This window comes from Pseudosporangium ferrugineum, from assembly GCF_003002065.1.
In the GTDB taxonomy this organism is placed as follows: domain Bacteria; phylum Actinomycetota; class Actinomycetes; order Mycobacteriales; family Micromonosporaceae; genus Actinoplanes; species Actinoplanes ferrugineus_A.
This window is the reverse complement of record NZ_PVZG01000003.1, coordinates 65199-77388: the sequence shown is the minus strand read 5'-3', so window position 1 is coordinate 77388 and position 12190 is coordinate 65199. Positions and strand designations below refer to the sequence as shown.

Sequence of the window (12190 nt, the reverse complement as noted above, 5' to 3'; positions counted from 1 at the left end):
ACGGAGCGGGACGCGCGGCGTGCGCGGACATGGCCCGCACCTGCGGGTAACCTGCTGGCCGAGAGTAAATCGCGACCCTCGGAGATCCGTGCACCTCAAGAGCCTGACGGTCAAGGGCTTCAAGTCCTTCGCCTCCGCTACGACGCTGCGGCTGGAGCCGGGCATCACCTGCGTGGTGGGCCCCAACGGCTCCGGCAAGTCCAACGTCGTCGACGCCATCGCGTGGGTGCTCGGCGAGCAGGGGGCCAAGGCCCTGCGCGGCGGGAAGATGGAGGACGTCATCTTCGCCGGCACCGCCGGGCGGGCCCCGCTGGGCCGGGCCGAGGTGACGCTCACGATCGACAACGGTGACGGCGCCCTGCCCATCGACTACACCGAAGTTTCGATCACGCGCCGGATGTTCCGGTCGGGCGAGAGCGAGTACGAGATCAACGGCAGCTCCTGCCGCCTCCTCGACATCCAGGAGTTGCTCAGCGACTCCGGCATCGGCCGCGAGATGCACATCATCGTCGGGCAGGGCCGGCTCGACGCCATGCTGCACGCCAAGCCCGAGGACCGGCGCGCCTTCATCGAGGAGGCTGCCGGCGTACTGAAGCATCGCAAGCGTAAAGAGAAAGCGATCCGCAAGCTCGACGCGATGCAGACCAACCTCAACCGGCTCAACGACCTCACCGCCGAGCTGCGCCGCCAGCTGAAGCCGCTCGGCAAGCAGGCGGAGGTCGCCCGGCGCGCCGCCGGCATCCAGGCCGACCTGCGCGACGCCCGGCTGCGGCTGCTCGCCGACGACCTGCACACGCTCCGGACCACGTTGGACAAGGAGATCGCCGACGAGTCGGCGATGCGGGAGCGCCGGCAGCAGGTCGAGGACGAGAACCGCGAGGTGCAGCGCTGGCTTGCCGACCTCGAGGCCCAGCACGCCGAGGACGCGCCGCTGCTGCAGGCCGCCCAGGACACCTGGTACAAGCTGTCCACGCTGCAGGAACGCTTCCGCTCCACCGAGCAGCTGGCCTCCGAGCGGCTGCGCCACCTCGCCGCCACGCCGGACGATGAGCGTACCGGCCGCGACCCCGACCAGCTCGCCGCCGAGGCGGAGCGGGTCCGCGAGCAGGAGGAGGAGCTGCGCGAGGCGCTGACCGAGGACCAGATGCGGCTGGCCGAGGCGGTCGAGCACCGTCAGGAGCTGGAACGGCAGCTGGCCGGGGCGGAGGGCGCCCTGCGTACGGCCGCGAAAGCGATCGCCGACCGGCGTGAGGGCCTCGCGAAGCTGACCGGGCAGGTGAACGCGGCCCGGGCCCGTACGGGAAGCGCCGCCGAGGAGATCGAGCGACTCGCGGCCGCGCACACCGACGCGCTGATGCGGGCCGAGGCCGCCCAGGCCGAGGTCAACGCGGTCTCCGCGGAATCCACCGAGGCCGACCGCGACAACGCGGAGCTGGACGCCCGGCACGCGGAGGCGGTCGCCGCGCACGACCGGGCCGCCGCCGTGGTCAAGGAGCTCTCCGACGCCGAACGCACCGCCGAGAGGGACGCCGCGAGCTGGAAGGCCCGCGAGGAGGCGCTCGCCCTCGGCCTCAAGCGCAAGGACGGGGCCGGCGCCCTGCTCGGCAAGGCGGATCAGGTTCCCGGCCTGCTCGGCAGCCTCGCCTCGATGCTGACCGTCCGGCCGGGACACGAGGCGGCGCTCGCCGCGGCGCTGGGTGCGCTCGCCGACGCGGTCGCCCTCACCGGGATCGACGAGGCCGTCGAGGCCATGCGTACGCTCAAGATCGCCGACGCGGGCCGCGCCGCCCTCGTCGTCGCGGGTCCCGCCGCGCCGGGCATGCAGGGCCCGCTCGACACCCTGCGGCCGGCCCTGCCGGACGGCGCCACCTGGGCGCCCGACGTCATCGACTGCCCCGACACGATCCGGCCGGCGCTCAACCGGGCCCTGCGTGACGTGGTCCTGGTGCCCGACCTGGCCGCCGCCGCCCGCCTCGTCGCGCAGAACGCGGAACTGCGCGCGGTCACCCCGGACGGCGACGTCCTCGGTGCGCACGCCGCGGCGGGTGGGTCCGGCAAGGCCACCAGCTACATCGAGGTGCAGGCCGCGGTCGACGAGGCGCGCGCCAAACGGGAGGCCGCCGAGCACGCCATCGGCGACCTCAAGGCCCAGCTCGCCGAGGCCCGCGCCGAGGTCGCCGAGCACAAGGAAGCGGTCAACGTCGCGGCTGCCGCCAAGCGAGCCGCCGAGGGCGAACGGAACGCCGCCGCCCGCCGGCTCGCCGAGCTGGGTGCCGCCGCCCGCTCCGCGAAGGCCGAGTCGGAGCGGCTGGGCGCCTCCCGGCAGAAGGCCGAGGGGAACCGCGACCGTGACCTCGCCGGACTCGCCGAGCTGGAGGAGCGGCTGCGCCTCGCCGAGGCCACCCCGATCGACGAGGAGCCGTCCACCGAGGAGCGCGACCGGCTCGCGGCGCTCGTACCGCAGGCCCGGCAGAACGAGATGGAGGTGCGGCTCGCCGTCCGTACGGCGGAGGAGCGGGTCTCCTCGATCGCCGGCCGCGCCGACTCGCTGCTGCGCCAGGCCGCCGCCGAACGCCAGGCCCGCGAACGGGCCGCGGCGCGCCGGGCCGCCCGCGCCCGAGGAGCCGAGATCGCCAAGGCCGTCGCGCTCGGTGCGGCGGCGGCGCTGTCCCGGGTCGCGGTCTCGCTGGCCGCGGCGGTCGAGGTCCGCGACGAGCTGGCCCGCGCGCGTACGGCCCGGGAGGCGGAGCTCTCCGAGGTACGGGCGACAGCGAAGCGCCTGGTGGCCGAGCTGGAACGCCTCACCAGCGAGGTCCACCGCGACGAGGTGGCCCGCGCGGAACAGCGCATGCGCATCGAACAGCTCGAGGCGAAGGCGGCCGAGGACTTCTCCCTCGACGTCGACACGCTCGTCGCCGAGTACGGGCCGGACCAGCTCGTACCCCCGACGCAGGCGGAGGTCGCCCAGGCCGAGAAGGACGGCAAGCCGGTCCCCGAGCCGGTCCCGTTCCACCGCCCCACCCAGGAGAAGCGCAGCAACAAGGCGGAACGCGACCTGGCCCTGCTCGGCAAGGTCAACCCGCTGGCGCTGGAGGAGTTCGCCGCGCTGGAGGAACGCTTCAAGTTCCTGTCCGACCAGCTCGAGGACCTGAAGGCCACCCGCAAGGACCTGCTCACCGTGGTCAAGGACGTCGACGACCGCATCCTCGAGGTGTTCGCCTCGGCGTTCGAGGACACGGCCCGCGAGTTCCAGACCGTGTTCCAGGTCCTCTTCCCGGGCGGCGAGGGCCGGCTGGTGCTGACCGACCCGGAGGACATGCTCACCACGGGCGTCGAGGTCGAGGCCCGCCCGCCGGGCAAGAAGATCAAGCGGCTGTCGCTGCTGTCGGGCGGCGAACGCTCCCTGACGGCGGTCGCGATGCTGTGCGCGATCTTCCGGGCGCGCCCCAGCCCCTTCTACATCATGGACGAGGTCGAGGCGGCCCTCGACGACGTCAACCTGGGCCGGTTGATCACGCTCTTCCAGCAGCTCCGCGAGAAGAGCCAGCTCCTGATCATCACCCACCAGAAGCGCACCATGGAGGTCGCAGACGCCCTGTACGGCGTGACGATGCGCTCCGGGGTGACGCAGGTCATCAGCCAGCGCCTCAACCGCGAGCTGGAGGACTGAGCCGGTCGGGTGGGCGAGCTGGGCGCGGCTGGTTGAGCGCGGTGCTTGGGTGCGGTGCTTGGGTGCGGTGCTTGGGCGCGGCTCTTGGGCGCGGTGCTTGGGTGCGGCGGCGGGCGGGTTGGGTGCGGCGTTTGGGCGTGGCTCTTGGGTGTTGAGCGCCCGGGCGCGCGTTGCTCGGGGCGGCTGAGCGGCGGCGTAATCTTGGGGGTTGTTGCCCGTCGTTGCCGGCCGTTGCCGGCCGTTCCCGGCCGTTGCCGGCCGTTCCCGGCCGTTGCCGGCCGTCTCCGGCCGTTCCCGGCCGTCGGCGCCGTCGAGAGAGGACGTCTCACCGCATGCATCGCCAACCCGCCCAGGCCATGCTCATCGACCTGGACGGCGTGGTTCGCCGCTGGGATCCGGCGGTTCCGGCAGCCGTCGAGGCGGCCCGGGGCCTTCCCGCGGGCGCGCTGACGCGGACGGCCTTCTCGTGGGACCTTCTCCGCCCGGCCGTCGCAGGCGAGATCACCGACGCCGAGTGGATGCACCTTGTCGCCACCCGCCTGCCGCTGCCTGCCGACGAGGCCGCCGCGGCCGTGGCCGAATGGCAGGAGCACCGGGGCTCGGTCGACCCCGATGCTCTCGCGCTGGTCCGTGCGGCCCGCGCCGCCGGCCGCCCGGTCGGCCTGGCCACGAACGCGACCGACCGCCTCGCCGGCGACCTGGCGGCGCTGGGCCTCACCGGCGAGTTCGACGCGGTGATCAGCTCGTCGGAGCTGAAGATCCACAAGCCGGCCCCGGAGTTCTTCGCCCGCGCCTGCGAGGCCCTGAAGGTCGAAGCGCCCTGGATCCTGTTCGTCGACGACGACGACCGGGTGATCCGCGGGGCGCGGGCGTCGAAGCTCCTCGGCTTCCGCTGGACGGGCGCACAGGACCTGTCCTACCTGCGGAAGGCCCTCGCCCTGCCGTCCTGACACCCGGCACCGGAGCACACCGGGCGCTGCCCACAGCCGGCTGCGCGGGCCGGCTCGCCGATGCGCGGGCCCGGGGCGACTGAGCGACCAGGCGGGGCGCGAACGGGTGGACCTGCGGTGGCGGGCCGCCCGGCTGCGAGGTCCGCTCGTCGGCGGTGAGGAACCGCAGCGCGGCGTTGATCAGGCGGCGCCGAATCGCGCGGCACCGGGTCGCGGCGTCGGGCCGCGTTGGCCGCGGCCCCGGGGTGGCCTGGTGGGTCGGCCGGCCCCGGGGTGGCCTGGTGGGTCGGCCGGCCGCGGGGTGGGCGGGGGCGGGTCAGTCGCCGGTGCGGCCGTCGATGCGTTCGCGGAGGAGGTCCGCGTGGCCGTTGTGGCGGGCGTACTCCTCGATCATGTGGATGTAGACCCAGCGCAGGCTTGTTGTCGGGCGGCCCTCCTCGGTGAACTCGTGCTCGAGCGGCAGGCCGGCCGCGGCGGCCCGGGCCTCGTCGAGTTCGGTGAGGAAGGCGGCGTAGTTCTGCTCGGCGTCGGCTTCCGCTACGTCGTCGAAGTCGCCGTCCGTGTTCTGGTCGTCGCAGTAGATGTGGGGGAGTTGCTGGCCGGCGGAGTGGATGCGGAACCAGCCGCGCTCCACCTCGGACATGTGGCGGATCAGGCCCAGCAGGGTCAGGTTGGACGGCTCGACCGCCGCCGTCTTCAGCTGCTCGGGCGTCAGCTCGGCGCACTTCCGCAGGAGGGTCTGCCGGTGCCACTCCAGCCAGCCCTCGAGCATGGCTCGCTCATCACCGGTACGCGGTTCGTCCACTCGTTGCGCCGCAGGCGCGGTCCAGGAAGTCACGCACCCATCCTGGACCGCCCCTCCGACAATTTCCGCCCGTTTACGCGTCCCGGCCGGGGATGGGGTGGATCTGGCCGGGCGGGAGGAGGCCCTGCACCGCGGTGGGTTCCGTGGTCAGGTAGTACGCCTCGTGTTCCTTCGCCGCCCACACCGCGTGGGACCGGGGGATGTCGCCCTTGGCGGCCGGCATGACGTCGGCCGCGGGAGGCGCTGTGCGGGCGTCGAGGTCGAGGACCTTGATGCCGGGCAACGTCACCAGGAGACGCAGGAGGGCACGCGCGTGCTCGTCGCCCACGGACGCCGCGTGGGCGTCGAGGAGGGCGGCCGCCGGGATGCCCATGGCCGCCCCCTCGTCGGCGATGTCGACCAGGAGCTCGCCGACGTGGAGGTGGCCGCGGGCGTAGGAGCGCAGCGCCGAGCGGTCGAGGACGGCGCGGATGACGGGGTTCTCACTCATCGGTCGCCTCCGGGCTTCTCCGCGGCCTTCGAGGCGTGCCAGGCGCGGAACCCGGCGCGCTGCTCGTCGGTGAACGGGGGGAGCGCGCCGCGGGCGGCGTCGATGCCCGCGTCGGTGATGTCCACTCCGGCCGCGCGGAGGGCCGCGGCAACGGCTGCTCCGCGCTCCATCCGGGCACGGACAGCGTCGGCCACCACGGCCGAGCTGTTGGGGTGTTTGTCGAGGTATTGGGCTACGTCGTCGGGGAGACTCACGGTGATCCGCCTTGTCATACTCGAATCATACTTGATGTCCTGAGGTAGGACTGTAGAGACAATATGACGGCGGGACGTATCGATCAAATTGATCATGGGGGTCAGCGGAGGGGGACCTGGGCGACCGGGAAGAGTTCGCCTTCCTTGGTGGTGCCTTCGATCAGGACTTCCGCCTCGGTGCCCCGGTGGCGGAGCGTGCCGACCGCGTTGCCGAAGTACGGGCCCGCGAGTCTTCTCCAGGTCAGCGGGGGCTTCTTCACCCCGGCCGACCTCGCCAGGCCGCGCATGCCCCGGGCCGCCGCGCGGGACCAGCTCAGGCGCATCAGGGGGCGCAGCGGGGCCGGCACCTGGTTGTGGATCGGGGAGCAGGTCAGCTGGTGCACGGGGGTGCGTACGCCCGGTCCGAGGTCCGCCTCGGCCACGTACGAGTGGTGGACGTCGCCGGAGAGCACGCTGATCGTGGCCGGGGCCGCGTACGCGCCGCCCGCGCCGACGCGGTGGCTGGGTGCGCCCTCGCCGCCCTCGCCCAGGCGGCGGAACAGCTCCGTCAGGGCCTGGAACGAGCGCCGGAAGGCCGCCCAGTGTTCGAGGTCGAAGGCCCGGCGTACCTTTTCCGCCAGGCCCGTGGCCGACGCGTCCGCGGCCTTCTCGTTCCAGGATTCGATGTGGTGGATGGCCGGGGGCATCAGCCAGGGCAGGGACGAGCCCACCACCAGGTGGTCGTAGTCGCCGTGGGCCTGGTCGACGAACCAGGCCCATTCCGGGGCCGGCAGCATCTCGCGGGCGCCCGGGGTCAGGACGCGGTTGCAGCGGTTGTCCAGCATGACGAGCCGGGTGCGGCCGACGTCGAGGGCGAAGCTCCATTGGTACGGCCGGTCCGTGTTCTCCGCCGACGACGGGGAGTCCACCGACAGGCCGAAGGCGTGCAGCAGGTCCGTGCCGTCCTCGGTCGCGGTGAGCTTGGCGAGCAGCGGGTCGGCGGCCAGTTGGTCCGGGCCGAGGTTGCCCAGGTGCTGGTAGATCCAGTACGAGGCCAGGCCGCTGGAGATGCGGTCCGCCCACCAGGGCTGCGCCGACATGTCCGCGCGCCACGGGGCCGAGGTGTTCCAGTCGTCAATGATCTCGTGGTCGTCGAAGATCATCACCGACGGCACGGTGGCCAGGAGCCAGCGCACCTCGGGGTCGCGCCACGACTCGAGGTAGAGCTTCGTGTACTCGTCGTAGGAGACGACCTCGTCGGCCGGGCCGTGGTGGCCGGCCGCGCGGCGGCGGCGCAGGAAGCGGCGCACCTTCGCGGAGGTCTTGTCCGCGTACACCTGGTCGCCCAGGAGCACGATCAGGTCGGGGCGCAGGTCCGGGTCGCGGGGGGCGGTCATCAGCCGCCTGGCGTACGCGTCCAGCGCGTCCGGCGGGAGCTTGCGGCCGGTGGCGTGCGGGGTGGCCTCCCGGCAGGAGCCGAAGATCATGCTGACCGGGTGCGCGGCGTCGTCCGCCGGGCGGGTCACGATCACGCTCGGCGGGTACGGCGAGTCGGGCTGCGGCCACACCTGCCGGTCGTCGAGCCACATCCGGTATTCGCCGGCCGCGCCGCGGGGCAGCCCCTCGACGACCACGATCGCGTAGTGGTGCCCGTACACGGAAAAGGTGGGGGTGGAGCCGGCGCCGCCGCCGGTGACCTCGACCCGCACCTCGGCCGGGCTGGTGGTCTCGACCCAGATCGTCGCCTTGTCGCCCACGACTCGCCGGAGCACCGGCCCGATGAGCAGGTGCGCGGTCACCGAGCCGCCGTGGGTGCCACCGGGAGGAGAGCCATGATTCCATCCTCCCCAGCCGTTCCGGTTTCCGCCACCACGCTTTCAGCCACCAGGGCGTCACCCGACGTGGCCGACGACACCGACGGGTGGCACCACGGGGCCTCGGCTCATCTGTCAGGATTTCGGGCATGGAATACGTGGTCGCCTCTCTGATCCTGCTGGCGGTGCTGCTCGTCGGGGCCGTCGGCCTCGTCGTGCCGCGCCTGCGCCGGCGCGAGCTGCCGCCGCCGGCGGGGAGCGTGCCGGGGGACGACCGGGCGGGCACGACCACGCTCGAACGCCCGCCGGCGGTGCCGGAGGCGGAGACGCTGCCGCCGCTGATCGAGCGGCCCGCCGAGCCGGCCGCCCCCACGGCGCCGGCCGTCGAGACGCCCGAGCCGACCGCCGGGCGCCTGGTGCGGCTGCGGGCCCGGCTGAGCCGGTCGCAGAACGTCTTCGGCCGGGGCCTGCTCAGCGTGCTGTCCCGCGATCACCTCGACGACGACGCGTGGGAGGAGATCGAGGACAGCCTGATCTCCGCCGACGTCGGCGTCGAGGCCACCCAGGTGCTCGTCGAGCGGCTGCGGGAGCGGGTCCGGGTGCTGGGCACGCGTACGGTCGCCGAGGTGCGCGCGCAGCTGGCCGAGGAGCTGACCGCCGCGCTGGAGCCGGAGCTGGACCGCAGCCTGCACACAGCCCCGCACGAGGGCCGCCCCGCGGTCGTCCTGGTCGTCGGGGTCAACGGCGCCGGCAAGACCACCACCTGCGGCAAGATCGCCCGGGTGCTGGTCGCGGACGGGCGGACGGTGCTGCTGGGCGCCGCCGACACGTTCCGGGCCGCCGCCGCCGAGCAGCTGGCCACCTGGGGCGAGCGGGTCGGTGCCGAGACCGTCCGAGGTCCGGAGGGCGGCGACCCGGCCAGCGTCGCGTTCGACGCCGTCAAGCGCGGCATCGACGTGGGCGTGGACACCGTGCTGGTGGACACCGCGGGCCGGTTGCAGAACAAGGTCGGCCTGATGGACGAGCTGGGCAAGGTCAAGCGGGTCGTGGAGAAGCACGGGCCGGTCGACGAGACGCTGCTCATCCTGGACGCGACCACCGGGCAGAACGGGCTGGAGCAGGCCCGCGTCTTCACCGAGGTGGTGGACGTCACGGGCGTCGTCCTGACCAAGCTCGACGGCACCGCCAAGGGCGGCATCGTGATTGCCGTGCAGAACAAGCTGGGTATTCCGGTGAAGCTGGTCGGTCTGGGCGAGGGTCCGGACGATCTGGCGCCGTTCGAACCCGCCGCCTTCGTCGAGGCCCTGCTTGGCACCGACGCGTAGGCTCGGGGGTGGCAGACCCGTGCTGACGGGTGGTTTCAGAGGGGGTCGTGGGTGACGCAGGAGCGCAGTGCTCCGGATTCCAGCCGCGAGATCCCGCTGCACGGCGGGAACGTCAGCACGGTATCGCGGATCGGTGACACGGTCCGCCGCAACGCCGGGCCGTGGACGCCCGCGGTGCACTCGCTGCTCAATCATCTCCAGCGGGTCGGCTTCACCGGGTCGCCGCACGCCCTCGGCATGGACGAGAAGGGCCGCGAGGTCCTGTCGTATCTCGACGGCGAGTGCGGTGAGTACCCGTTGGCCCCGCACTGGACGACCGAGGAGGCCCTGGTCACGGTCGCCACGATGCTGCGCATGTTCCACGACGCGCAGTACGGCTTCCAGCCCCCGCCGGGCGCGGTGTGGCGCAGTTTCGGCCCGCCCCCGCCGGACACCGAGGTGATCTGCCACCACGACGCCGCGCCGCACAACGTGGTCTGGCGGCCGGACGGCACCCTCGCGCTGATCGACTTCGACCTGGCCTCGCCGGGCGCCCGCATCTACGACGTGGCGTACGCGGCGTGGACCTGGGTGCCGCTGTTCAGCGACCGGGACTCGTACACGCTGGGCTGGAAGCGGCCCAACCGGCCGCGGCGGCTGCGGCTCTTCGCGGACGCGTACGGTCTCATCCCGCGCGACCGGCACCGCCTGGTCCGGACCATCCGCAAGCGGATCGTCGACCATGTCGAGGGCATCCGGCGGATGGCCGCCGCCGGCGATCCGGCATTCGTCCGGATCGTGCACAAGGGCCACCTGCGCCGGCCGATGCGTGATCTCCGGCTGCTCGATTACGAGCGGCACACCCTGGAGTACGCCCTCCGGTGACACGCCGTTGACACCGCGATGATCGTCCTCGTGGTGTCGGATAGGCCTATTGTCCCTGTTCAGTGGGCTATGTCCGGGCGCCTGTGAGAGTTTCTTCACACGTACGAAACAACCGGTGACGTGTTGGAAATCGCGCGTAGACCGTGCGCGAAACAGCGGACCGGAAGGCTTCCGCCACACACCGGTCAACTGGCGCGACGCTGCCCTGGGGGCCGACCCCGCTTCGCCCGACGGTAACCCGCGCGGGCAAGCGCTGAAGGACACCTATCCGAGAGGAGGCAGCGTGGAGATCAACACCGGCAATACGGCCTGGTTGCTCCTGTCGTCTGCGCTCGTTTTGCTCATGACTCCGGGCCTGGCGCTGTTCTACGGTGGCCTGAACCGGTCCAAGGGCGTACTGAACATGATGATGATGAGCTTCTCGTGCATCGGGCTCGTCTCCATCCTGTGGGTTCTGTACGGCTTCACGCTGGCGTTCGGTGTCAACGGCTCCGCCGGCCTGAACAACATCATCGGTAACTTCTCGACCTACTTCGGCACGGGCACCAGCGCGATCACCGAGGAATGGCTCTTCTTCGGCGCGAACACCGGCATCCCGACGTACGCGTTCATGGCCTTCCAGATGATGTTCGCCATCATCACCGTCGCGCTGATCAGCGGCGCGGTGTCCGACCGCATGAAGTTCGGCGGCTGGGTCGTCTTCGCCATCGCCTGGTTCACCCTGGTCTACGTGCCCGTGGCCCACTGGGTCTGGGGCGGCGGCTTCATCGGCTCGAAGATCCGCGCGCTCGACTTCGCCGGTGGTACGGCGGTGCACATCAACGCCGGTGCCGCCGCGCTGGCCCTCTGCCTCATCCTGGGCAAGCGGGTCGGCTGGCCGCGGGACAACATGCGGCCGCACAACGTGCCGTTCGTCGCGCTCGGCGCCGGCCTGCTGTGGTTCGGCTGGTTCGGCTTCAACGCCGGCTCCGAGCTCACCGTCGACGGCACCACGGTCTTCGCCTTCCTCAACACCCAGGTCGCCACCGGCGCGGCCCTGGTCGGCTGGGTCGTCGTGGAGTGGCTCCGGGACGGCAAGCCCACCCTGGTCGGCGCGTCCTCCGGCGCGGTCGCCGGCCTGGTCGCGATCACCCCGGCCTGCGGCTTCGTCGCGCCGCTGCCGGCCGTGCTCATCGGCCTCATCGCCGGTGCGGTCTGCGCCCTGGCGGTCGGCCTGAAGTACCGGTTCGGCTACGACGACTCGCTCGACGTCGTCGGCGTCCACTTCGTCGGCGGCTGGATCGGCTCGCTGTCGATCGGTTTCTTCGCCACCACGCAGGTCAACGCCGGCATCACCGACAGCGCCATCCTCAACGCGAGCGAGGGCCTGTTCTACGGCGGCGGGGTCACCCAGCTCGGCCGGCAGGCCCTGGGCAGCCTGGTCGTGACGCTCTACTCCTTCGCCATCGCCGCGGTGATCGCCCTGATCATCAAGGCCGCCAAGGGTCTGCGGGTCTCCGAGGAGGCCGAGATCTCGGGCATCGACATCGCCGACCACGGCGAGACGGGCTACGACCTCACCCCCGCCGGTGGCGGCGCCGGCACCGGCGCGTTCGCGATGGCCGGGCTGACCAACTCCGGACCCGTGGACGCTGACGGCAAGGCCGACGTCAGCCAGAAGGTCGCCGGTTAAGTTCTCTGACATGGAGGGACTGAGCATGAAGCTGGTGACCGCGGTCATCAAGCCGTACCAGCTCGACGCGGTGAAGGAGGCTCTGCACGCCCTGGGCGTCGCCGGGCTCACCGTGAGCGAGGTACAGGGCTACGGACGACAGAAGGGGCACACCGAGGTCTACCGGGGTGCCGAGTACACGGTGGAGTTCCTGCCGAAGATCAAGGTCGAGGTCGTCACCGACGAGATCGACGTGGAGAAGGTCGTGGACGCGGTCGTCACGTCGGCGCGTACCGGCAAGATCGGCGACGGCAAGGTCTGGGTGACGTCGGTCGACGACGTGGTCCGGGTCCGTACCGGCGAGCGCGGGCTCGACGCGCTCTGAACA

General features: G+C 72.1%; 10 protein-coding genes. 6 read left to right on the top strand and 4 right to left on the bottom strand.

Going from position 1 to position 12190, the window contains the following annotated elements; translation table 11 throughout:
• Positions 1–88: 88 nt before the first annotated feature.
• Together smc and CLV70_RS07670 are read left to right on the top strand one after the other, a co-directional pair.
• Positions 89–3670: a chromosome segregation protein SMC gene (smc, locus tag CLV70_RS07675; RefSeq protein ID WP_106125703.1), complete on the top strand. Its 3582-nt coding sequence runs from the start codon at positions 89–91 to the stop codon at positions 3668–3670.
• Positions 3671–4002: 332 nt separating this feature from the next.
• Positions 4003–4620 carry an HAD family hydrolase gene (locus tag CLV70_RS07670; RefSeq protein WP_106125702.1) on the top strand — a complete coding sequence of 206 codons (618 nt, stop codon included), beginning with the start codon at positions 4003–4005 and terminating at the stop codon, positions 4618–4620.
• A 316-nt stretch (positions 4621–4936) separates the two neighbouring features.
• On the opposite strand, the gene CLV70_RS07665 is transcribed toward CLV70_RS07670, so the two are convergent.
• The 4 genes from CLV70_RS07665 to CLV70_RS07655 all read right to left on the bottom strand — a co-directional run bounded on the left by CLV70_RS07665 (position 4937) and on the right by CLV70_RS07655 (position 7947).
• Positions 4937–5458, bottom strand: a complete 522-nt coding sequence (locus CLV70_RS07665) for a DinB family protein (protein ID WP_425440124.1) — start codon at positions 5456–5458, stop codon at positions 4937–4939.
• 40 nt (positions 5459–5498) lie between these two features.
• Positions 5499–5915, bottom strand: a complete 417-nt coding sequence (locus CLV70_RS07660) for a hypothetical protein (protein WP_106125700.1) — start codon at positions 5913–5915, stop codon at positions 5499–5501.
• Positions 5912–6187, bottom strand: a complete 276-nt coding sequence (locus tag CLV70_RS39010) for a ribbon-helix-helix domain-containing protein (RefSeq protein ID WP_146163992.1) — start codon at positions 6185–6187, stop codon at positions 5912–5914. The genes CLV70_RS07660 and CLV70_RS39010 overlap by 4 nt, the downstream gene beginning before the upstream one ends.
• A gap of 83 nt (positions 6188–6270) precedes the next feature.
• A complete protein-coding gene (locus CLV70_RS07655) occupies positions 6271–7947 on the bottom strand; it encodes an alkaline phosphatase D family protein (RefSeq protein WP_106125699.1) in 1677 nt (558 codons plus the stop codon).
• 164 nt (positions 7948–8111) lie between these two features.
• Here CLV70_RS07655 and ftsY point away from each other — a divergent pair, with 164 nt between their 5' ends.
• From ftsY to CLV70_RS07635, 4 genes are all read left to right on the top strand, one after another.
• Complete coding sequence (gene ftsY / locus CLV70_RS07650; RefSeq protein WP_106125698.1) at positions 8112–9287, top strand: signal recognition particle-docking protein FtsY; 1176 nt, start codon at positions 8112–8114, stop codon at positions 9285–9287.
• 51 nt (positions 9288–9338) lie between these two features.
• Positions 9339–10151, top strand: a complete 813-nt coding sequence (locus CLV70_RS07645; protein WP_106125697.1) for a phosphotransferase — start codon at positions 9339–9341, stop codon at positions 10149–10151.
• A 283-nt stretch (positions 10152–10434) separates the two neighbouring features.
• Entirely contained in the window at positions 10435–11823 is a 1389-nt protein-coding gene (locus CLV70_RS07640; RefSeq protein ID WP_106125696.1) for an ammonium transporter, read from the top strand.
• A gap of 25 nt (positions 11824–11848) precedes the next feature.
• Entirely contained in the window at positions 11849–12187 is a 339-nt protein-coding gene (locus tag CLV70_RS07635) for a P-II family nitrogen regulator (RefSeq protein WP_170148593.1), read from the top strand.
• Positions 12188–12190 lie beyond the last annotated feature (3 nt).

Excerpts from the sequence above, each read along its gene's own strand:
- CLV70_RS39010 (WP_146163992.1), bottom strand. The coding sequence starts at position 6,187 with ATGACAAGGCGGATCACCGTGAGTCTCCCCGACGACGTAGCCCAATAC.
- CLV70_RS07635 (WP_170148593.1), top strand. The coding sequence starts at position 11,849 with ATGAAGCTGGTGACCGCGGTCATCAAGCCGTACCAGCTCGACGCGGTG.
- ftsY (WP_106125698.1), top strand. The coding sequence starts at position 8,112 with ATGGAATACGTGGTCGCCTCTCTGATCCTGCTGGCGGTGCTGCTCGTC.
- CLV70_RS07670 (WP_106125702.1), top strand. The coding sequence starts at position 4,003 with ATGCATCGCCAACCCGCCCAGGCCATGCTCATCGACCTGGACGGCGTG.
- CLV70_RS07660 (WP_106125700.1), bottom strand. The coding sequence starts at position 5,915 with ATGAGTGAGAACCCCGTCATCCGCGCCGTCCTCGACCGCTCGGCGCTG.